Origin of the sequence: Paenibacillus hemerocallicola (assembly GCF_006265175.1) — a bacterium.
GTDB lineage: Bacteria > Bacillota > Bacilli > Paenibacillales > NBRC-103111 > Paenibacillus_AB > Paenibacillus_AB hemerocallicola.
In genome coordinates this window covers 126095-147443 of the sequence record NZ_VDCQ01000016.1, presented here as the reverse complement: position 1 = coordinate 147443, position 21349 = coordinate 126095, and the positions used below count along the sequence as shown (strand labels likewise).

General features: G+C 52.7%; 20 protein-coding genes. 8 read left to right on the top strand and 12 right to left on the bottom strand.

All coding sequences use genetic code 11. The features are described from left to right. From FE784_RS14070 to FE784_RS14050, 5 genes are all read right to left on the bottom strand, one after another. Positions 1-3863: Ig-like domain-containing protein (locus FE784_RS14070; RefSeq protein WP_176706204.1), on the bottom strand; the 3863-nt coding region annotated here is incomplete at its 3' end. 47 nt (positions 3864-3910) lie between these two features. Beyond that, the gene (locus FE784_RS14065; RefSeq protein ID WP_139602832.1) at positions 3911-5767 is read right to left on the bottom strand and encodes a CHASE2 domain-containing protein; all 1857 of its coding nucleotides are present in this window, start codon (positions 5765-5767) and stop codon (positions 3911-3913) included. Positions 5768-6017: 250 nt separating this feature from the next. Further along, positions 6018-6251: a ferredoxin gene (locus tag FE784_RS14060; protein ID WP_139602831.1), complete on the bottom strand. Its 234-nt coding sequence runs from the start codon at positions 6249-6251 to the stop codon at positions 6018-6020. A 109-nt stretch (positions 6252-6360) separates the two neighbouring features. Next, positions 6361-6891, bottom strand: coding sequence for a molybdopterin-guanine dinucleotide biosynthesis protein B (gene mobB / locus FE784_RS14055; protein WP_139602830.1), 531 nt, complete (start codon positions 6889-6891; stop codon positions 6361-6363). Beyond that, positions 6888-8186: a DNA polymerase IV gene (locus FE784_RS14050; protein ID WP_139602829.1), complete on the bottom strand. Its 1299-nt coding sequence runs from the start codon at positions 8184-8186 to the stop codon at positions 6888-6890. The genes mobB and FE784_RS14050 overlap by 4 nt, the downstream gene beginning before the upstream one ends. A 207-nt stretch (positions 8187-8393) precedes the next feature. On the opposite strand from FE784_RS14050, the gene cimA reads away from it, so the two are divergent. Further along, positions 8394-10010: a citramalate synthase gene (gene cimA / locus FE784_RS14045; RefSeq protein WP_139602828.1), complete on the top strand. Its 1617-nt coding sequence runs from the start codon at positions 8394-8396 to the stop codon at positions 10008-10010. 100 nt (positions 10011-10110) lie between these two features. On the opposite strand, the gene FE784_RS14040 is transcribed toward cimA, so the two are convergent. Then, positions 10111-10659 (bottom strand): TlpA family protein disulfide reductase, encoded by a 549-nt coding sequence (locus FE784_RS14040; RefSeq protein ID WP_139602827.1) that lies wholly within the window; start codon positions 10657-10659, stop codon positions 10111-10113. A 178-nt stretch (positions 10660-10837) separates the two neighbouring features. On the opposite strand from FE784_RS14040, the gene FE784_RS14035 reads away from it, so the two are divergent. Both FE784_RS14035 and FE784_RS14030 read left to right on the top strand, forming a co-directional pair. Next, positions 10838-12136: an MFS transporter gene (locus FE784_RS14035; RefSeq protein WP_139602826.1), complete on the top strand. Its 1299-nt coding sequence runs from the start codon at positions 10838-10840 to the stop codon at positions 12134-12136. Between the two features lie 154 nt (positions 12137-12290). Further along, positions 12291-12722, top strand: coding sequence for a M67 family metallopeptidase (locus FE784_RS14030; RefSeq protein WP_139602825.1), 432 nt, complete (start codon positions 12291-12293; stop codon positions 12720-12722). Here FE784_RS14030 and FE784_RS14025 read toward each other — a convergent pair. The 3 genes from FE784_RS14025 to FE784_RS14015 are packed head-to-tail and all read right to left on the bottom strand — an operon-like array spanning position 12719 to position 15961. After that, positions 12719-13432 carry an exonuclease domain-containing protein gene (locus FE784_RS14025; protein ID WP_425465545.1) on the bottom strand — a complete coding sequence of 238 codons (714 nt, stop codon included), beginning with the start codon at positions 13430-13432 and terminating at the stop codon, positions 12719-12721. The genes FE784_RS14030 and FE784_RS14025 overlap by 4 nt on opposite strands. 5 nt (positions 13433-13437) lie before the next feature. Beyond that, complete coding sequence (locus FE784_RS14020) at positions 13438-14535, bottom strand: DUF294 nucleotidyltransferase-like domain-containing protein (RefSeq protein ID WP_139602823.1); 1098 nt, start codon at positions 14533-14535, stop codon at positions 13438-13440. 34 nt (positions 14536-14569) lie between these two features. Continuing rightward, positions 14570-15961, bottom strand: coding sequence for an ammonium transporter (locus FE784_RS14015; RefSeq protein WP_139602822.1), 1392 nt, complete (start codon positions 15959-15961; stop codon positions 14570-14572). A 340-nt stretch (positions 15962-16301) separates the two neighbouring features. On the opposite strand from FE784_RS14015, the gene FE784_RS14010 reads away from it, so the two are divergent. Further along, positions 16302-16733: a helix-turn-helix domain-containing protein gene (locus FE784_RS14010; RefSeq protein WP_139602821.1), complete on the top strand. Its 432-nt coding sequence runs from the start codon at positions 16302-16304 to the stop codon at positions 16731-16733. Between the two features lie 25 nt (positions 16734-16758). Beyond that, complete coding sequence (locus FE784_RS14005) at positions 16759-17445, top strand: zinc metallopeptidase (protein WP_139602820.1); 687 nt, start codon at positions 16759-16761, stop codon at positions 17443-17445. 71 nt (positions 17446-17516) lie between these two features. Here FE784_RS14005 and gltC read toward each other — a convergent pair whose 3' ends face one another. Next, positions 17517-18407 (bottom strand): glutamate biosynthesis transcriptional regulator GltC, encoded by an 891-nt coding sequence (gene gltC / locus FE784_RS14000; RefSeq protein ID WP_139602819.1) that lies wholly within the window; start codon positions 18405-18407, stop codon positions 17517-17519. 38 nt (positions 18408-18445) lie between these two features. Further along, the gene (locus tag FE784_RS13995) at positions 18446-19045 is read right to left on the bottom strand and encodes a rhomboid family intramembrane serine protease (protein ID WP_139602818.1); all 600 of its coding nucleotides are present in this window, start codon (positions 19043-19045) and stop codon (positions 18446-18448) included. A 294-nt stretch (positions 19046-19339) separates the two neighbouring features. On the opposite strand from FE784_RS13995, the gene FE784_RS13990 reads away from it, so the two are divergent. The 3 genes from FE784_RS13990 (at position 19340) to tpx (ending at position 20789) form a co-directional block, all read left to right on the top strand. After that, complete coding sequence (locus tag FE784_RS13990; protein ID WP_139602817.1) at positions 19340-19546, top strand: YozQ family protein; 207 nt, start codon at positions 19340-19342, stop codon at positions 19544-19546. A 139-nt stretch (positions 19547-19685) separates the two neighbouring features. Continuing rightward, complete coding sequence (locus FE784_RS41905; RefSeq protein ID WP_139602816.1) at positions 19686-20123, top strand: WGxxGxxG-CTERM domain-containing protein; 438 nt, start codon at positions 19686-19688, stop codon at positions 20121-20123. A 147-nt stretch (positions 20124-20270) separates the two neighbouring features. Then, the gene (tpx, locus tag FE784_RS13980; RefSeq protein WP_139602815.1) at positions 20271-20789 is read left to right on the top strand and encodes a thiol peroxidase; all 519 of its coding nucleotides are present in this window, start codon (positions 20271-20273) and stop codon (positions 20787-20789) included. A gap of 82 nt (positions 20790-20871) precedes the next feature. Here the strand turns inward: tpx and FE784_RS13975 are convergent, their stop codons facing one another. Then, positions 20872-21261: a DUF1499 domain-containing protein gene (locus FE784_RS13975; RefSeq protein WP_139602814.1), complete on the bottom strand. Its 390-nt coding sequence runs from the start codon at positions 21259-21261 to the stop codon at positions 20872-20874. Positions 21262-21349 lie beyond the last annotated feature (88 nt).

The following is a 21349-nucleotide window of genomic DNA, read 5'->3' as shown; positions in this document are numbered from 1 at the left end:
GCCGGTGCCGTCACTACCGGCACTCCCGGCGGAGTCGTATCGACGACCAAGTTCACCCAGTTCGGCAACGAAGTCGTATTGCCGGCAATGTCGGTTGCCTTCACCATAAACATGTGCGGCCCATCGCTCAATTCCGTTAACGAACTATAGCTCCAGTTCCCCATACTATCCACGAACGCTAAATATTCGTTTTGTTCCTCATCGATTGCAACCTTCACGATGCTGCCGACTTCCGCCGTTCCTGTAAAGGACGGCTTGTTGACGTTAACGGTCGAATTGTTGGTCGGAGCCGTAACGATCGGAATTGCCGGTGGCACAGTGTCGACCTCGAACGTTACAAAAGAGGATGATACGTTGAAAGCCGAGTCCGTCGCCACGATGACGAAAGCGTTCGTTCCTTCGCTCAAATCATTCAATGCGAAAGGGAATTTCGTCGTCATGCCTAGTCCGGTCGCGGACGCCAACGGCGTCTCCGAACCGCTTCTATACAAGTTGACGGCAGTGCCCTCTTCCGCATATACAAAGATACTTTGCGCCAACGCATTCACATGTACGATTCCGCTCGGAGTAACTTCAAGACCGGGGACGATCGTATCCAAAAAGTATTTCACCGACTTCTCCGAAACGTTGCCCAAGCTGTCCGTCGCGGTTACCCTGAACGTGTTCAAGCCTTCGACAAGTCCCAGATTCAAAAATTCGACCGGATACGAAGAGAGTCCCGTTAACGTATCGATCGGCTCGGGATTCGTTCCTTTGTACAACCGTACGGTGATTCCTTCGGAAACTTGCGCCCGTATGCTCTGCTCGTTCGAGCCGACATAATAAGTGTTCCCTTCCACTCCCGAATATGGATGTACGATAGCCAAGGAAGGGCCGGAAGTGATCAGGACAAAATGGACGGTCTTGGACGTTACATTTCCCGCTGCGTCGATTGCGACGATGCTGTACGTATTCGTGCCTTCGACCAGATCGTTTAAAGTAAACGTGATGCTGGCCTCGCCAAGACCGGTTGCGGTCTCGATAGGCGTCGGCGAATTGCCATTATACAAGCCCACCGATGCCCCTTGTTCGGCTTGCAATACAATGCCTTGCGGCTTGCTGTTGACATAGGTTACTTCGTTGGTCGGATGACTCACGACCAATGACGGCGCCAATGTGTCCAGCACATAATTCACCGTCTGCGATGCCGTGTTGCCTGCAGCGTCCCGGGCGGTAACTTTGAACGTGTTCAAGCCCTCGGCCAGATCCTGAACCGTGAAGACGACATTCGTCGTGCCATTGCCCTGTTTCGTCTCCAGAGGGGTTAAGGAGTCGCCTTTATACAAGCTTAACGAAATCCCTTGTGCCGCCCGGACCTCGATCGTTTGAGGCTTCGTTCTCACAACATTGGTTTCATGTGTCGGATGTTGAATCGAAAGCTCCGGTGCCGACGTATTCAAGACATACTTCACAATTTTCGTCGTTACGTTGCCCGCTGCGTCCGTTGCCGTTACCTTGTAGCTGTTCTCGCCTTCCGCCAAATCATTTAAGGTGAATGTAACGTTCGTTGCACCGGCGCCTGTCGCCGTGTCTAACGGAGTCGTTCCATCCCCTTTATACAAGCTCACATGCGCGCCTTGCTCCGATTGCAGCACGATGGTTTGCGGTTTGGCGTTTACATACGCGATTTCATTTGCAGGGTGGCTTATCGCCAAATCCGGCGCCACGGTATCCAGCACATACTTCACAGTCCGAGACGCCGTATTCCCCGCAGCATCCGTTGCCGTTACCTTGAAGACGTTCGTACCTTCCGCCAAATCGTTGATCGCGAAAACAACGGTTGACGTTCCGCTGCCTTGCTTCGTCTCAAGCGGCGTCGTCGCTTCGTCCTTGTACAAGCTGACGGAAATTCCTTGAGCCGCTTCAACCTCGATCGTCTGAGGCTTCGTTCTGACCGTATTCGTTTCAAGCGTCGGATGCTTGATCGAAAGCCCCGGTGCCGACGTATTCAAGACATACTTCAAAGTCTTCGTCGTTACGTTGCCGGCAGTGTCCGTTGCCGTTACCTTGTAGCTGTTCTCGCCTTCCGCCAAATCGTTTAAGGTGAAAGTAACGCTCGTTGCACCGGCGCCTGTCGCCGTCTCTAACGGAGTCGTTGCATTTCCTTTATACAAGCTCACCGACGAGCCTTGCTCAGCATGGAGCACGATATTTTGCGGCTTGGTATTGACTGTCGTTATCTCGTTGGCCGGTACGCTGATTGTTAAAGTCGGACTAACCGTATCGAGTTCCAGAGTCGCCGTCTTCGTCGTCACATTGCCGGACGAATCCGCCGCCGTTACTTTGAACGTGTTGGCACCCTCGACAAGAGTTACCGCAAAAGTAACTTTCGTTGTGGCGCCCAATCCCGTTTTCGTATCGAGCGGAATAGTCGCATCACCCTTGTAGATTGTAACGGTCGATCCTTGCTTCGCATAAACGGAAACTTCCTGCGAAGCGGTATTGACCAAATACGGTTGAGCTGTCGGATGGGCGATTGCAAGCTCCGGAGGAGTGTTGTCGGGTTCTTCTCCGCCGCCCCCGCCGGTGCCTCCGCCACCCGTATTTCCGCCGCCGGTGCTTCCTCCGGTTCCGGCAGTGCCGCCGGGAGTCGTCGTATTGCCCCCCGTGCCTCCTCCGGTATTGCCCGTACCGCCTTGCTGCTGGAACGTTTCATTCGTTCTCTGCTGTTCTTCGTTCTTGGCGTTGGCGTTGCCTTGCTCCTGCCGCTGGCGCTCGGCCGCCAGCCGGTCCGCAAGGTTTTGGTTTTGGCTGATTTTGTCCAATTGCTGCTGCTTTTCCCGATCCAGCGCCGATTGCCGAAGCTCCTGTTGCCGCTGCAGCTGCTCTTCCTTGGCTTTTTGTACATCGGGGTTAAGACCGACGGACGTATCGAAAGGCTTGACGTTGTTCAGATCGATCCGTTCGCCTGTCGCGCCTTCGTTCGCTTTGGCGATGAGATCATTGACTTCGCTGGCCGGAAGCTTATTCGAATCGATCGCTTCCTTCGCGATGTTCGCGAGCAGGTTGGTCAAGTTGCTGCCGAATTGCTGCTGCAGCTCAGGCGTGCCGAGACTCAGGCCGGTTCTCGAATCGACCGATTTCGTCCCGCTGCCCAAATCCTGCACGAACTGTTCGTTTTCTTCGCGAATATCTTGAATCGAGGTCAGCAGGGCATGAATAATATCCGGCGAAGCGTTGGCCACGAAAGATTTGATGTCCAGCGGCGTAACGTTCTCCGCCAAATCTCCCGGTTGCTCGCCGGACTGCTGAATTTGCTGTCCCGGACTTATATGGATCGAGTCCGAAGATCCGTCCCCGCTAGAGGTCGTCGTTTCCAGCACGCCGGATGTCATCAGGGCGAACAGCTGGCCGTACATCGTCTCGATGTATCCGTTCGAGCCGCGTACGCTCATGACCGCCGTCGGCGTCTCGACTTCGAATTCGTCATCCGCGTTTACGAGCTTTTTCACTTTGAACCACAGCGAGCCCGCCCATACTTTCAGCTTCGACTTTTTGCCGCCTTCATCGGACTCGAGCAAGGAGGATATGTACATTTCGGTATTCGGACCGATCGTCACCTCATCCTCCTGATCGACTACTTGCAGAACGATGCTGGATTCGTCCTCGGTGCGAATATGGTCGCCCTGATTCAGGCTCATATCGTCGAAGGCGCGGTATTCCGTCGATCCGCCCGCTTTCGTGACCATGACGGTTCCTTTTACGCTAACGACGATCGCCGCACGGCTTTCCTTCGCAAATGCGGCACCTGCCAGCATATTCGACAGCAGGCTGAATAGGAGCGTCAGGCATAACGACAAAGATATTACGGAACGCTTCTTCATTCTCCCATTTCTCCCTCGCACTATTGGAATCTTCTCTACTTCTTTCATCAATCCGATTTCTCGGCGTGAACCTGGTAAATCGTTACAGGCAATTCCTTTCCTTTTACTTTGATCTCGCCCATGCTCTCGATCTCGAACAAATGACTGACCCGCTCGTAAATATTGTCGCTGATCAATATTTCTCCCGGCTTCGCATTGGACTCGAGTCTCGCCGTCAGGTTGACCGTGTCCCCGATCGCGGTATAATCGAGACGAAGCTCCTCGGAACCGATATTTCCGACGATAGCCGGCCCGCAATTGATGCCGACGCCGAATCTTACGGTAAATCCGAGCTTCTCCATTAGCCTCGCTTCAAGCATCGCCGTTTGCTTCTTCATTTCGAGCGCGGCGCGAACCGCCATTTCGGCATGGTTGTCGTATCGGATCGGAGCCCCGAATATGGCCATGACGCCGTCGCCGATGAACTTGTCGAGCGTTCCGTTGAATTTGAATATCGCTTTCGTGCACACGTCCAAGTATTCGTTCAAAAACTGGATGACCTGCTCCGGCTCCAACTTCTCCGACAGCGTCGTAAATCCGCGGATGTCTACGAATATTAATGATATATCCATTCGTTCGCCGCCGAGCTTGACTTCTTCACCCGTGGCGAGCATCTGGTCGACGACGGCCTTCGGCACGAACCGGCCGAAAATGCCGGTTACGCGGCTGCGCTCGCGGCGTTCGGCCATGTAATGGCTCACAATGGACCATACGTACATCAAAATGATGGCAAGCAACGGATAAAAAATCGGTATATAAGTATGTAGAGCTTCGTTGGCGACGATGAAAACGATCATGTACAGGACCATCAGGCCAAGGAACATAAATAAGGAAGTTTTGCCTTTGAACCGCTCGAACAAATAGGCCCCCAAGAGAACGACAAGCGCGAGAATGACGATCCCGTAAGGCTTGGCAAGCTCGCTCCAAAACTTGTTCTCCAATATCGTTTGGACCATGTTGGCATGGATTTCGACTCCGAACATTTTGATCGCCCTGCTCATCGGAGTCATATATTCGTCCTGCAGGCCTGTCGTGAACGGGCCGATCAGCACGATGTCGTTCTCGAACAGCCGCGCGTCGACTTTATCGTTAAGCACATCGCTGAAGGAAAAAGAATCGTATCCGGTTTTCAAATCTTTTTCTTGGCGAGGCGACGTGTAATATTGCGTAATGACCTGATTTCTGGCGTTAACCGGGATTACCTCGGAACCGCGATACCATTTCCGTTCGTTCTCGTCCCATCTTACTTTCTGTTCATCGTCCAGAGCGAAATTGGCGAGCTTGACGCTGAACGCTTCCACCACTTTGCCGTTCTTCTCGGGAAGTCCGACGATCAGCCTTCTAACTTTGTCGTCATTGTCGGGAAATACGTTAACGTGAGCAAGCTGGCTTTGCGGAGCGTTGATTGCGGCGGTAGGAACTTCGATGCGGTCGTACTCCAGCATATCGTTTGCCTTTTGCTTGGCGGGGAAATTAAAATTGACGGGTAGAACGATATTTTTATATTTGGCCATCACTTCCGCCAGAGCTTGATCCTGCTTCGGATCTTTGCTCGGTTCGGGGATCATGACGTCAAGCCCGATCGCTTTCGCTTTTCCTTGCTCGAGCTTGTCGATCAGCTTGGCGTAAACGGAACGATCCCACGGAAACTGACCTATCGCCTCCAGCGACTTGGAGTCGATCTTTATGATTTTGATTTTCGTGTCGGGCTCCCGCTGCATGACGCTTTTCGAGCCCAGCGCGTCCCGCAGCGGATTCTCGATATAATGGAACGTGCCCCCCGTTCCGGTCGTATAAGTCAAAACTGCCAATAAAAAGATGGCCAAAGCTGCAATGACCGATGTTTTCCAGTTCCTTTTATTCATCCGCTTCCTCCCCGGCAGGACCTTCAGTCCTATAAAAACGCTTGAAAAACAAAAAAAGACACACCTTCCCCTACCCCTAAAATCTATTGTATGACGCCTGTCGATTTATAGCAACGATAGAATTCCCGACTGTGAAATATTTAACGTTTCTAGGCCTATAGCGGGACCAGCAGCCTATAGCCGCATCCCCAAAACGACAAAAAAAACCTTTTCCGGCATTCGGAAAAGGTTCGTCTTTGTTCATCTATTATTATTTGAACGGAGCGTCGGCGATTTTGATGGAATCGGTCGGACAACCGTCGGAGGCATCTTGAAGATCATCGTACAAGTCTTCCGGGATTTCCGTTACGCCGGTGTTGTTGTCGCCGTCGAAAATGACTTCCGCGAGTCCTTCGTCGTCGTAGTCGTAAATGTCAGGGGCAGTTGCGCCGCATGCTCCGCAGGCGATGCATGTATCTTTATCTACCCATGTGTACTTTGCCATGAATAATTCCTCCTCAATGTAATAGCTCTATTGTCCACTATAATACAAAATCCTATAAAGTTCAAACCTTTTACCCGCATGTCCGCCATTTTTAAAATGCGCTCTTCCCTTACGGGATATACGAAAAATAGCGCAGCACGAAATCCGCCACGGCTTCCGGATCGTCTATGTCGAGAACGGGAATGCAACGCGGATTATTATAACTTTCCGGCGCATTGCCGCTCATCTTTACAGCATATGCGGCAATGTTGCTATCGGTTAGCCCGACGGCCTCCTCCTGCTCCGTATTGCGAAACACGACGATTTTCGGATGGGGCTCGGATTTGAACCCTTCCACGACGATCAGATCGTATCCGTGCAGGCCGGTGATCGCCTCGCTTAGCCCGTATGGACGGTCCGTCCTCCTGTAAGTGAACGTCCTTCCGGGCGAAACGACCACGACCGCATCCGCCCCCGCATCCGCGTATTTTCCCGAATCCGTCCCGGCCGCCTCGCGATAATGGCCGTGGGCATCGTGCTTGATTACCGCCACTTTGTAGCCCGAACGTCGGAGTATGCCGATCACCCGGACGGCAAGCGTCGTCTTCCCGCTGTCCGAAAAACCGACAAAACCGATAACGGGCGTCGTTTGTACCGTCACTCGTCGAGCCCCCTTTCGCGAAGATGATCCATTTGGAGCGAAGTCCCTCTTCGCTTATGGTTGCGTATCCAGGCGGACGGATCGGTACCGACCATGCCTGCGGTAAGAATCGCATCTTCTCCGTATTTGTCGCGAATCCGGTCCATCGCGACGTTCAGCTGCTCCTTCTTCGGATGCTTCTCGTAATCGAACAAATCGAGCTGGATGGCCGTCGATTGTTTGGACTGCAAGCTTTGCAGCGTTACGCCGAGAAGCCGGACCGGCCTGCCATATCCCCAATGCTCCTTGAAAAGCCGTACCGAAACGCGGTGAATATCGTCGGCATTTTCGGTAGGCATCGGAAGCGTATACGATCTCGTTATCGTCTTCATATCCGGATCCCGGATCGTAATCTGTATCGTGCCGGCAATGAGCTTCTGCCTGCGCATTCTTCTGGCGACCTGGTCTGACAAATTGAGGAACACCCGCGATATATCCGCCGCTTCGGTCAAATTTTTCGGCAATGTCGTCGTATGGCCGATCGACTTGCTCTGCTCCCGTTCCGGATTGACCTCAGATTCGTCGATGCCGTTCGCCGCCAGCTTCAGCCACGACCCGTATACGCCGAAATTTTTGGTCAAAAACGATTCATCCGAGCTGGCCAAGTCGCCGATCGTATGGATGTTCAGCTTGCGCAGCCGGTCGCCGGTCCGCGAGCCGATTCCGAACATATGCGAGCAAGGCTTGCCCCACAGCAGGTTGGGCACGTCGCGCTTGCGCAGCACGGATATGCCGTTCGGCTTCTTCATGTCCGACGCCATCTTGGCCAGCAGCTTGTTCGGCGCTACCCCGATCGAGCAAGGCAAGTGCAGTTCTTCGAGAATGCGCCGCTGAATCAGCTCGGCAATTTCAAGCGGAGTCCCGAATTGCTTGGAGCCGGTAATGTCCATGTAGCACTCGTCGATCGACATCGCTTCGACAAGTGGCGAATAGTTGTAGGCGATCTGCATGAAGCGGCGGGAAAACTGACGGTACAGATCGAAATCCGGCTGCAGCACGATCAGCTCGGGGCACGCCTTCAACGCCTGGCGTATATGCATCCCCGTTTTTACCCCCTTCGCCCTCGCCGTATAAGAGGATGTGACGATGATGCCCTTGCGCAGCTCGATATTGCCTCCGACCGCCAGCGCCTTTCCTTTATATTTCTCTGGCTCGACGGCCTCGTGGACGGAGCAGTAAAACGCGTTCATATCTATGTGCAAAATGACTCTGCCGTTTCGCGGATAATGGTCGTCGCGATTCGAGCCGGCGTTCATAACGTTCCCGACCCATCCGTTCGTTCGTCATACCGCGCCGGCATGGACGTGCAAAGCGATTTCCGGAACATGATCGTGACCTCCATAATCGTATTCCATCCAAGCATACGACTTTTGCGAAAACACTTCAACATCGGTTCATAAAAATGCTATAATGGTAAGAATGCAGCAGCGGCTTACGCTTTATGAATGTGAGGAGGACGTTTGATGGCAACCCCTGTAATCATTTTCGACACGACTTTGCGCGACGGTACGCAAGGAGAAGGAATCAGTCTATCCGTAGAGGACAAGTTGAAAATCGCCCAAAAGCTGGACCAGCTGGGCGTTCATTATATTGAAGGCGGCTGGCCGGGAAGCAACGGCAAAGACATCGAGTTTTTTCACCGCTCGCAGGAGCTGAATTTGTCCCATGCCAAGATTACCGCTTTCGGCAGCACCCGCCGCAAAGATTCCAAGGCGGAAACCGATCCGAATTTGAACCGTCTGGTCGAGTCCGGCGTCAAGGTTGCGACCATATTCGGCAAGTCGTGGGACTTCCACGTTCATACCGCGATCCAGACGACGCTGGAAGAAAACCTGAACATGATCTACGATTCGGTCCGCTACTTGAAAAGCCAAGGACTGGAAGTCATATACGATGCCGAGCATTTTTTCGACGGGTACAAAAACAATCCCGAATATGCGCTCTCCACGATTCAAAAAGCCGAAGAAGCCGGTGCGGATTGGGTCGTCCTGTGCGATACGAACGGCGGCTCATTGCCTGGCGAAGTATCGGATATCGTCAATACCGTCTGCGGGAAGCTAAAGACTCCTGTAGGCATCCATGCCCATAACGACTGCGAGCTCGGCGTAGCCAACAGTCTCGCCGCCGTTCAGGCCGGAGCCCGTCAAGTGCAGGGCACGATCAACGGCTTCGGCGAACGGTGCGGCAATGCGAATCTGTGCTCCGTCATCCCGAACCTTCAATTGAAGCTGGACTACAGCTGTATAACGGATGAACAATTGCAAAGCTTGACGACCGTAGCCCGCTATGTCAGCGAAATCGCCAACGTCAATATGCCGGTAAACCAACCGTTCGTGGGCGCTGCCGCATTCGCCCACAAAGGCGGCATCCACGTATCCGCCATTATGCGTCATGCCAAGACGTACGAGCATATCGTACCGGAGCTGGTCGGCAACAAACAGCGCGTTCTCGTCTCGGAGCTGGCGGGACAAAGCAATTTGCTGGCAAAAGCGCAGGAACTGAACCTCGACATGACCAATGAAACGAACCAGACGAAGCACATCATCGAGAAGATCAAGGAGCTGGAGCATCAAGGCTACCAGTTCGAAGGAGCCGACGCGTCCCTCGAGCTGCTGCTGCGTCAGGCGTTCGGCGATATCCAGGATATTTTCACGGTAGAATCGTTCAAGCTGATCGTAGGCAAGAACGGAGGCGACGCCATTACCTCGGAAGCGATCGTCAAGCTGAATGTAAACGGCGAGTCGGTCTATACGGCCGCTGAAGGCAACGGACCGGTCAATGCGCTCGACAATGCGCTTCGCAAAGCGTTGGTCCAATATTATCCGGACATCCAACAAATGCACTTGTCCGATTACAAAGTTCGCGTCATCAACGAGAAGGACGCTACCGCCGCCAAGGTGCGCGTGCTGATCGAGTCCACCAATTTCGACAATACGTGGAGCACGGTTGGCGTGTCCGAGAACGTCATCGAAGCGAGCTGGGAAGCGTTGCTCGACAGTATCCGCTACGCTCTGATCGGCAAAACCCGCCTAGAGAACAACGCGAACTCGACCGAACGTCTCGGGCTGGTCAATCATTAAACGATACCCGAAAGTAAAGTTAAGCTTCATATAAAATTAAAAAAGCTGCATTGAACTTGTAGAAGTTCAATGCAGCTTTTTTGTGCCGTGTCTTATCGTCCTAAGATTCGATCAGCTGCTTGATCCGTTTCTCCAACTCGTCCGGATGAAGAATGCTGAATCCTTCCTTGATAACCCCGTTTTTATCGACCAAATAGGTCATCGGGATGCCGCTGATCCGGTAAAGCTCGCCTACTTTGCCTTCGGAATCGAGCAGCACCGGAAATTTAAACTCGAAATGCTTCACGAACGACTTAATATTGTCCATCCGATCGCTAGCCGTCATATTGACAGCGTAAAAATCGATTTTGCCTTCGTATTTATCGTACAGCTGCTTCAAGTCCGGAGCTTCCAGCTCGCATGGTCCGCACCAGGACGCCCAGAAATTGACCAACAGCGGTTTATCCCTCGTCCCGCCCACTTCGTATACGTTGCCGTCCAGCGCCGTGAGCTTGAATCCCGGAGCCATGTAGTTCGGCTTGGGGGCCGCTTCCTTATTGGCGGACGCTTGACGATCCTTTGTCGCGAAATTTTGATAAACGGCAATACCGGCCAGCACCACGACAGCAAGTATAACCAACACATTCCGTTTCATCATAGTATTTTTCATAAATGTCCCTTCTCCATCTGTCTTATCGTTTGTTCGTCTACGTCTATATTATCGTCTTTCCGAAGCAATTTCCATTCCCATCTTGATCCGTCAGAACATTTTGGCAAAAGTCGGTCGTATGCCTTCGAGTCCGGACGGTCATATTATAGGTACAATGCGCTGGCAAGAGGAGATCAAGATGGCAAAGACCAAATCGAGGAAGCTGACGATTTCGTTTGAAAGCGACGTGGACGTCTACGAGGATCAGCCGAAAACCGGGAGCAACAAAAAGGACAATTCCGGGTCAAAGGGCCGGATATGGGAATTTATCGCCATCGCTACCGTTCCAATGGTGCTTGTGCTGGGCAATTCGATGCTGGTGCCGATTCTCCCCGATATGCAGCAGCTGCTGGGGATCAGCAAATTTCAGAGCAGCCTCGTCATCACTTTATTCTCGTTGGCCGCCGGCGTGTTTATTCCCGTACTGGGATATTTATCCGACCGGTTCGGGCGAAAGCCGATTATTATCCCTTCCTTGATCGTATACGGGGCGGCAGGAATATTGGCCGGCTTCGGAGCGGTCTGGAAATCGTATACGATCATCATCATCGCCCGCACGATACAAGGTCTGGCCGCAGCCGGAACCGCGCCGATCGCAATGGCTCTGGTCGGCGATATGTATAACGGAGCTACCGAAAGCAAGGCGCTCGGGCTCACGGAAGCCTCCAACGGAGCGGGAAAAGTGGTCAGCCCGATAATCGGCTCCCTACTTGCTCTGATCGTCTGGTACGCCGCCTTTTTCGCCTTTCCGATTTTTTGCGCGCTCTCGCTTGTCGCCGTCCTTTTTCTCATCAAGGAGCCGAAGCGGGACAAGCAGCCGCAAAAGCTGAAGGCTTACATCCAAGGCATCCTATCGACTTTAAAGCAAAAGGGAAGATGGCTCATTACGTCCTTTTTCGCCGGCTCTCTCGGGCTTTTTATTTTGTTCGGCGTCTTGTTTTATTTGTCCAACGTACTCGAGAAGGAACCGTACAGCATTGACGGAGTCAAAAAAGGGTTTGTTCTGGCTATCCCGCTTCTCGGCATGGTGACAACGTCCTATATTACCGGCAGCGTCATTAAGAAAAACGGCATTTTGATGCGATGGCTGATGAATATCGGATTGATCAGCATGACGGTCTCTCTTGCCGCAACGATCTTTTTCTTTAAAAATCTATACGTCTTTATCGGTCTATTGACGATCAGCAGCATCGGGACCGGCCTTCTCCTTCCTTGCCTGAACACGATTATAACCGGCTCCGTCACAAAGGAAAAACGAGGCATGATCACCTCGCTGTACAGCTGCTTGCGGTTTCTCGGCGTTGCGGCCGGTCCCCCGCTGTTCGGCTGGATGATGGAAATGTCCGATCGGATCGTGTTCGTATCCGTCGCATCCTTGTCGCTCGTTACGCTCGCCCTCGTCTTCTTCTTGATCAAGCCCGACAAACAAGTGAGCTGAAGCAAAAAAGCCCCGCTATATGCAGGACGCGGGTACGGACTTTCTCGACAACCCGCCCGCTAAAAGCGGGTCTTTTTGCGTTGCGCATCTGGCCTACGGGACCATCACCTATTATAATGAAACGTAGCTACGGTTATATAGGGAGGCGAACAACTTGATCCGCATCGATCGGTCCGTTTGGGAGCAAATGATTGGACATTGCCGATTGGCTTTGCCCCGGGAAGCTTGCGGAGCCTTGTTTGGTCCGAAGGGCGATAGCGGCACGCCGGCCGTCACTTTCCTCTCGCCGATAGCCAACAGGGCAAAAAGCCCCGAAACGGAATTCGCGTTCGACGCCAAGGACTGGATCTATTCTCTCTACGAAGCCGAGCGCAGCAACAGGCAGCTTCTCGGTATTTTTCATTCCCATCCCATGACGTCAGGGACGCCATCCGCGTTAGATATGGCAGGCGCTTCTCACAACCGGCTCGGCTATTGGATCGTTTCGTTCGCCCGCCCGGAACAACCGATTGTTCGGGTATACCGGCTCGAAGAAGCTATCGGCGGTTCCCGAGAATTCACCCCGATCCCCTACTCCGTTATTTAACGGCTCAAGAAGTCGTACAAATCGCCCAGTGTATTTACGTCTCTTCGCATCGTCTCGTTAAGCAAGCATTTCCACAACTGAGCCGTCATTCCCGCATCGCCAAGAGCGTGATGTCTGCCGTTCACCTCGATCCCGTAGTCGGTCAGGAGGGTGTCCAGGTCGTAGCTTCCCCGCTTCGGCTCGAGCCGTTGGGCCAAAATGAGGCAATCGATGAACCGATGCGACAAATTCACCTTCGATGTCCGCCATAGCGCGGAATTCAGAAAATGCTTGTCATGACCGCTGCCGTGAACGACGAGCACGCGGTGGTTGACGAATTCCAAAAAATCCTTCAGCACGGTAATCAGTTCCGGAGCGCTTGCGGCTTCTTCATTATAGATGCCGGTCAGACGCACGACATCGTCGGGAATCGTCTTATCCGGTCTTATCAGACTATAGAACGATTGCTGGAGCAAAACTAGATCGCCGGTCATGCCTACGGCGCCGATCGATATAATTTCGTCTCCGCTGTACGGGGAAAATCCGGTCGTCTCCAAATCGAACACGACCGTTTCCAGCTTTTGCAAAGGAATATCGTACATGCTGTTTTTACGCTGCTCCTTCATGACGGAACGAATAAACGCCATTTGCTGGGCGCTTTGCGGATCGAACATGGAAGTTACAGCCGGGGTGATGCCTCCCAATTTGTACAATCGCCACAGCTTGGACATGCTTCTCATCCCAAACCGCCCCGTTTCTTCGGCATACCGTCCGCAATCCTCTCGACAGTTCTTCGCACTGTCTGCTGCAGCTCGATCCCCGTTTTCAAACATTGCTTTAGGCGCCGTTTGTTTTGTTTCGTCAATGATTCCGGATCAATCATCCCGCGGGTCGTATACAGGGGTCCGTCTTTCTCATGCTGCGCGAGGGAACGGAGCTCCAAGGCCGTGGCGAAAGCTTCGCGCCAACGGTCTACGTCCGCTTTCGGATAGTTGCCGCTTTCCCGAAGAGCCTCCAGCCGTTCAAGAGTAGACGCTTCGGTTATGCCGTCCGCCAGCGCAAGCAGACGAATGCCGTTTACTAGCGGAATGTACGCCCCGTATTTCACGTCAAACGCTCCGGCATCCTCTCCGTATCGCTCCGTAATGATATTGCCGAGCACGCCGATCGTAATTTTGTGGTACAGAGTGTTTTGAAGCATATGGTCCAGCATGGCAGGCCGCTCCGCGACGGATTGCATATAAGCCGACCGGAATTGATGCACGAGCTCCGTTTCGCCGTACATGCAGCGCACATCGGCGATCATGAGCAAGTAACGAACGTTCTCCCATTGCGGATCGTCCAACCAGCCATGCACCATATCGATCCAGGCCGATTTCGGCTTGCGCCAGAACGGATTCGTGCACAATACGTTTCCCGGGCACGGCGGGTACCCCGCGGATTGAAGCCAGCTATGGACCCGCTCGGAGAAAACACGGAAATAATCGGCAGCCGCTTCCCCTTGTTCGACCGGAGGATCGGCGTACATGATGCCGTTGTCCTGATCGCTCCATAGCGTTTGTTCCATGCGGCCTGCGCTGCCCACCGCCACGAAAGCGTACGGAACCGGGGGGACGCCGAATCCTTCCAGCCTGAGCGTTTGTTCCGCCAGCGCGATCGTACCGGCAATGAGCCGGTCATGAGCCGCATTGACGCTCCGATTCCACTCCATTACATCTTCAAACAAGGAGGGCCGGAGCTCGAAATGCATCCGGTCCCTCAAACCGCGAAGCTGTTCGGTGCTCACGGCGTTATAGATCGATACGTCGAATCGTTCCATCCAAGAATGCTCCATGTCGTCCGATCCCACCCCCAGGAATCGATCAACGTTACACGACTATCGTCTCGTTGCCGGATTTTTTCATTTGCTCCGGGTAACCGTACGTACCGTGTTCGCTGATGTCGAGACCCATGATTTCTTCTTCCTCGGTGACGCGAAGACCCATCGTTTTTTTCATGACCCACAAGATCGCATACGAGAGAATAAAGACGAAGACGAACGATACCGCAACGCCCATTGCTTGAACGCCCAACTGGTGGAAACCGCCGCCGTAGAAAAGTCCTTCCTTGCCGACGCCTACGATTTCGACCAAACGAGGGGAAGCGAAAAATCCGGTGGACAACGAGCCCCAAACGCCGGCGATGCCGTGTACCGAGAAAGCGAAAACCGGATCGTCGATGCCCGCTTTTTCAAACCATTGAGCGGTGAAGAATGTCAGAGTACCTGCCACGAGGCCGATGATGACCGCCGCCCAAGTTTCCACGAATGCGCACGAGGCCGTGATGGCGACCAGTGCGGCCAATACGCCGTTCAGCATGCTCGGAATATCCGCTTTGCCGAAGTAGAGCCAAGATACGAGCAGAGCCGCTACCGCGCCCGCGGCGGCCGCAAGGTTCGTATTCATCGCGATGAAGCCGAAGAAGCCGTCGTTTACAGCCGTAAGCGTGCTGCCCGGGTTAAATCCGAACCAGCCGATCCACAAAATGATGACGCCGAGTACGGAGAGAACTTGGTTGTGGCCGGGAATGAGGTTAGGCTTGCCGTCTTTATTATATTTACCGAGACGCGGTTTCAGCAGCAGCGTCGCAGCCAATGCCGCCGTTGCCCCTTGAAGGTGAACGACCGTCGAGCCGGCGAAATCTTGCTTGCCGTGTTCGGCCAGCCAGCCGCCGCCCCAAATCCAGTGAGCCACGAACGGATAGATGACAACCGTGAACAACACGCCGAAGACGAAGTATACGGAAAGTTTGGCCCGTTCCGCGAAGCCGCCCCAAGCTATGGCGAGCGCGACCCCTACGAAGGCGAGCTGGAACAAAAACTTGATGGCTCCCGGTACGACCGAGGCCGACAACGAGGCGAACGATTCCGCCGCTTGCTCCTCCGTACCGTTAAAGAAGAAGCCCCCGAATCCGATCAGTTTGTTTAAACTGCCGCCGTCGCCGAACGCCAGTCCGAAGCCGAACGCCCAGAACGCGAGACCCGCAATGCCGAAAGTCAAAATCGTTTTGCCGGCCACGTGTCCGGCGTTTTTCATCCGTGTCGATCCGGCCTCCAACAGGGCGAAGCCCGCTTGCATGAAGATGACCAGAATGGCCGCAAGCATAACCCAGACGGAGTCGATTGCCAAGTGAAGCTGTCCGGATGACGGCCCGTCGGCAGCAAGCGCCATAGCCGGGAAAGCCAGAAGCATCGTCAGGCATAGAAAAATGACCTTTTTCATTGCGATAACCACCTTTTGTGTTAGTTTTCATAACATATTGCGAATGCTTTAGTGCCATTATACGCGCACGCTTCAAAAAAGACAACGATTTTTTTCGGATTTACGTGATATATCCAAACATTGTGTATTGTACAAGCCTACAATGTTCGCTTTTAGAGGAACAATGTTACATTTCCTCCCTCCGAATGGAGAAATCATCCTTAAATTTCGCAAATCCGATTCCGTCAAAGCATGACGTTTGACTGTACGGTTTCATATCGTTTATGATGAGGCTAGGTACGTTTGGCGTTGGCATTTCTCAAATCTGTCTATAATAGAAGAGGTGAACGTAAATGGGGTTATGAAACTGTATCGAATCGGGGAGCTGGCTCGTCTATCCGAGACGAGCGCGAGGACGATCGATTATTACACGAAGCTTGGTCTCATCTTTCCGGAATTAAGAACGAAAACGAATTATCGCCTATATACAGATGAAACTTTGACTCGTTTGAAACGTATAGAAACGATGAAGAAGGAAAAGTACACCTTGGAAGAAATTAAAGAGAGCCTGGATCAATGGAATAAAGTGAGTCAGGACGAGGTAGTGACAGAAAAACTCACATCTTTGCAAATGCATCTGCGTCAGCTGGAGCGCGAAGTGAAAGAGCTGAGCCCGTTATTGGCCGAAATGAAACCGAGACAGGCGAAGTACGCATTCAATACGCTCGCGACGCAAAGCGCTGCTTGCATCGAGGCGCTTCTCCTTCTTCTCGGCAAAGGACCATTAATGTAGGTAAAGTTAAAGGAGGTTACGCCGCATGTTGTTTCACCCTATGGATATCCTCATCTTCATCGCTTTCGGAATTTCCATCTGGGCCCAGTTCCGCGTAAAAGGTACGTTTAACCGCTGGGCCCAGGTGCCGATCAGCAGCGGAATGACCGGATATGATGCCGCTCGCCGCATGCTCGACAGCAACGGACTGCACGATGTTCCGGTAGAAGCCGTACCTGGAACGCTGACCGACCATTACGATCCGATCCATCGCGTCGTCCGGCTGTCCGAGCCGGTCTATTACGAACGGTCCATTTCCGCGGTTGCCGTTGCCTGCCACGAGGTCGGACACGCCATCCAGCACAAAGTGCATTATCCGATGCTCGTCGCGCGCCACCGGATATTCCCGCTCGTCAACATTACGTCGGGTATTGCGCCGTTGCTCATTCTTGCCGGGTTGTTCTTCCAACAATTTTCGTTCTTGCTGCTGCTAGGCATCCTATTTTTCTCGGCAGCGGTAGCGTTCCAGCTCATCACGTTGCCCGTCGAGTTCAACGCCAGCAACAGGGCGCGGGAAGCGATGGTAGCGGAAGGGTATATAACGAACCAAGAAGAAGGCGGCGTAGCCAAAGTACTGAATGCCGCAGCATTGACATATGTAGCCGCAGCGCTTATCTCTTTGCTCGAATTGTTGAAATATATAATGATTTTCAACAGCCGCCGCGAGGAATAAGATCAGCCGCAAAAACAAAAGCTTCCTACTGGGTCTCGGACCCGGTCAGGAAGCTTTTGTTTTTGCAGCCTTTACCGCAGATGGAAGTAATCGAATAAAAATTGTTGAAACATTTCCGCGACGATCGGCAGCTTTTGGCCGGATTTGCGAATAAGTCCGATCGTTCTCGTCACATGAGGCTCCGTCACCTTTACTTTGACCGGCATAAGCGGACTGATCTCCGTAAGCGCCATCTCCGGAAGCAGGCTGACTCCCATGCCGGCCGCTACGAGTCCCCGAATCGTATCCGTCTCTTCGCCCTCGAAGCCGATTATCGGCGAAAACCCCGCTTTTCGGCAAGCGTCCCATACGATCGTGCGCAGCGAGTAATTTTCGTTGAATAATACGAACGAATCGTCCTTCAGCTGTTCCAGACGGATCGATTGGTAATCGGCCAGCACGTGATTGCTCGGCAAAATGGCGTACAGCTCCTCGGTCAGGACGATTTCGCCGGTTACATGATCGTTGTTCTCCGGGAAAGGCGAGATGAACGCCATATCGACATCCCCGCGCACCACATCGCGAATCAGGCTCGAGAACGTTCCCATTTTCAATCTGAATTTGACGTTAGGATGGTCTTTGCGAAAATCGGCGACGACGGACGGCACGAGGCTGATGCCAAGACTATGCGGAAACCCCAAGCATATCTCGCCAAGCTCGGGGTCCAGAAACTCCTTGATTTCCCCGACCGCCTTCTCCAGTCCGGTCAGCAGCTCCTCGACCCGGCTTAAAAATAACTTGCCTACAGGCGTAAGCTGCAGATTTCGTCCCTTTTGCGCAAACAGCTGCAAGCCCAGCTCTTCCTCCAGCTGATGAATTTGTCTGCTGACGGCGGATTGCGCGACGTGAAGCTCTTCGGCCGCCTGCGTAACATGCTGCTTGCGCGCCACTTTAACGAAATATTGCAGCTGTCTTAGCTCCAAATGTTTATCCTCCGGCTATAAAGATCATACGTTTCCCGCTATCTGCGCAGCAAAGGGGCAAACAACAAAAATCCGCCGATGAAGCCGCCGATATGGGCGTAATAATTGACTTGCGGAATAAGAAACGAATAAATGAACCCTACGACGACAACGGTAATGATCGTCGAAGACGATTGCTTGTCCAGCGCCTTTTTGAAAAACAGGGCAATGAACAAATACGCGGCAAAAATACCGTAGATGGCTCCGGACGCGCCGACGGAAACGACGGTTTCCGGTCCTCGGAAGAACAGCACGGTCGCCAGGTTGCCGATAAACCCGCTGCCCAAATAAAACAGGGCGTACTTCCACTTGCCTAGCATTCTCTCGAGCGGCGGTGCAAACACGAACAGCGAGAAGCTGTTGAACAGCAGATGATCGAACCCGCTGTGGAGAAATACCGAGGCAAAGTACCGCCAATATTCTCCCGAGAATGGCACCTCGTTAAGCAATGCCCCGAACCGGATCAGCGTCAGGTTGTCCCTCGTACTGCCGTCGATCTCCATCCATAAGTACATGATCAGCTGAATCGATAAAATGATCGTCGTGATCGGATACCATTTTATATATTGCCTTAAATTTTCATATCGCAAAAAAAGCATCTTGTCTCCTCCGGACAAACGACGAGTCTTATTCGCTTTCCTAAATATCATACAACAAGCGGCAGCAGTAAGCCAAATATTTAGTTATTTTGCGTATAGTGCAATCGCCCGAGCGGGAAACTGATAAGTAAGAAAACCGTCTATCGACTTATTTCGAAGACGAGCGACCGCGATTTTGAGGTTGTTTTTCTTGGTTCACCATTTCGCATTCCTTTTATCGAAGCATCGCTTTGCAGTAGTGCCAATTTAGCGAACTTGAAAATTCTGAATCGATAAAAAGGGGGAATCCTTGCCATGACCGATGAAACGGGCAAAAGCTGGACCGGGCATGCCGGAGAAGTCGCCGAAGAGTCGTTTGACGCTTCGGACTACGAACAATCGTCCGAGATAAGCAAAGGACTTGCCGAGACTCATGAGCAGCTTAGCGACGCCTATGCGGCCGGGACCAGCGACGGTGTATTCGTGCGGGGCGGCTCCAAGCTTCAGGATGAGGAGCACTAGCGTCGGTGTCGGCGTTCCCCAATCCTTTATGTAAACCAATATGTCCCGTTCCGCTCAACATGCGGCACACATACATCGGGCGCAACTGCAAATGCTAACGAGGTAATCAACCATAACTTTTCGAACAGGAGTTGACAACTTGAAAAAAGCAGCTGCTTCTCTTGCTTTAGCCGCGGCCTTGACGTTATCTGCCGTTCCGGCCATGGGGATGGGGACAACAACCGACGGCACTACGACTGGCACAACAATGGGTACCACTACTGGCACGACGACCGGTACCGCCACTACGCCAACAACCCCCGGCGCCTATGGAGCGACTCATCCCGAATCGAACAGCATGACCAATCCTGTAGGGACAACGGACACCAATACGGCTCCGATCGGCAACCGCAGCGACGGGCACCGCTACTCCCCATACAATGTGAATCGAACCGGTACGGACGGCCATACCGTCAACAAGTATCGTTCTTACGCGGCCACAAATGCCAACAAAACAAACTGGAGCTGGCTCGGCCTGCTCGGATTAATCGGCTTGGCCGGATTGTTCGGTCGCAATCGCGAACGCAACGACGTATAAAGTATGTAGATAGCGCCCCTTTCCCAGGGGCGTTTTTCGCGGTTCCGGATATCCTTCCCTTTATAATTGGACAATGGTTGCGCCATTCCGATATAATGAGAAATGGTGATTGCCAAACTTTCTCATTCGGTAGGAGGATGATTATCCATGACGCAAGAACGCGCTGGAGCCGGAACGTTTAAAGGTAACCCGATCACGCTGATCGGTCCGGAAATCAAAGTAGGCGACAAAGCTCCGAGCTTTACGGTTAATAAAAATTTGGTAACGGAAGCGACTCTTGCCGACTATGCCGGCAAAGTCAAGCTGATCAGCGTCGTCCCTTCGCTCGACACGGGCGTCTGCGACCAGCAAACCCGCCGCTTTAACGAAGCGGCAGCAGAACTCGGCGATAATGTCGTCATTTTGACGATCAGCGTCGATCTGCCTTTCGCGCAAGCGCGCTGGTGCGGAGCAGCAGGCGTCGACAAAGTCGAAACCCTCTCCGATTACAAATCCAAATCGTTTGGACAAGCTTACGGCGTGCTGATCAAGGAACTGCAGCTGCTGATGCGTTCCATCTTCGTCGTAGACGCCAACGATACGGTGCAATACGTCCAATATTTGGGCGAAATGACCGAGCATCCGGATTACGAGGCGGCTTTGGAAGCGGTCAAAGGCTTGAAATAAGCTCTTAGCCGGGAGTAAGGCTTATACGAATAACAGCGGCCGGAATTCCGATTCCTGGCCGCTGTTCGTTTATTTGGGAGTATTATTTGTCCGTTTTATGGCTTCCTAGCTTCTGGTCGATCACGCCGAACAGCTCGGTTATCGTTCTGTAGTTGGCTCCAAGATCGCCGAGCGAGCCTCGGGATGCGGAATAAATGTCGATCGCCGATTTGACCGGATTGATGGAGAACAAGGTTAACGTTATATCCTGAGTCCGGCCTGTTATCGTCCGCTTCGTGACGACAATTTCCCCGACGTTTTTCACTTCGTGCAGAAGGGTGTATTTCGGCAGTTTCTTCAAGAGCGATATGACTTCTTCCCAAAGCTTGTCCTTCGGAAGCTTGTAGTACCTCGTCTTGAGCGCCGGATCCCTAGCTTTGTCGCCCGTTACTTCGTGGCTGCGGATGAGGCCGACTAACATTCTCTTCAACAAAAGCGAATCCCCCCTGGTTCGATACGTTCTTCTCATTCTCGCACTATACTCCATATTATCATGCTTTTCCCGCAAGAAAAAGAAATAT

Coding starts and splice junctions, on each gene's coding strand:
- FE784_RS14025 (WP_425465545.1), bottom strand. CDS start 13,432: ATGTCCAAGCTGTGGCGATTGTACAAATTGGGAGGCATCACCCCGGCT.
- tpx (WP_139602815.1), top strand. CDS start 20,271: ATGACGCAAGAACGCGCTGGAGCCGGAACGTTTAAAGGTAACCCGATC.
- FE784_RS14020 (WP_139602823.1), bottom strand. CDS start 14,535: ATGGAGCATTCTTGGATGGAACGATTCGACGTATCGATCTATAACGCC.
- FE784_RS13995 (WP_139602818.1), bottom strand. CDS start 19,045: ATGCTTTTTTTGCGATATGAAAATTTAAGGCAATATATAAAATGGTAT.
- FE784_RS14065 (WP_139602832.1), bottom strand. CDS start 5,767: ATGAATAAAAGGAACTGGAAAACATCGGTCATTGCAGCTTTGGCCATC.
- FE784_RS14005 (WP_139602820.1), top strand. CDS start 16,759: ATGTTGTTTCACCCTATGGATATCCTCATCTTCATCGCTTTCGGAATT.
- FE784_RS14050 (WP_139602829.1), bottom strand. CDS start 8,186: ATGAACGCCGGCTCGAATCGCGACGACCATTATCCGCGAAACGGCAGA.
- FE784_RS14060 (WP_139602831.1), bottom strand. CDS start 6,251: ATGGCAAAGTACACATGGGTAGATAAAGATACATGCATCGCCTGCGGA.
- FE784_RS14015 (WP_139602822.1), bottom strand. CDS start 15,961: ATGAAAAAGGTCATTTTTCTATGCCTGACGATGCTTCTGGCTTTCCCG.
- FE784_RS13990 (WP_139602817.1), top strand. CDS start 19,340: ATGACCGATGAAACGGGCAAAAGCTGGACCGGGCATGCCGGAGAAGTC.
- cimA (WP_139602828.1), top strand. CDS start 8,394: ATGGCAACCCCTGTAATCATTTTCGACACGACTTTGCGCGACGGTACG.
- FE784_RS14010 (WP_139602821.1), top strand. CDS start 16,302: ATGAAACTGTATCGAATCGGGGAGCTGGCTCGTCTATCCGAGACGAGC.
- FE784_RS14035 (WP_139602826.1), top strand. CDS start 10,838: ATGGCAAAGACCAAATCGAGGAAGCTGACGATTTCGTTTGAAAGCGAC.
- FE784_RS14040 (WP_139602827.1), bottom strand. CDS start 10,659: ATGAAAAATACTATGATGAAACGGAATGTGTTGGTTATACTTGCTGTC.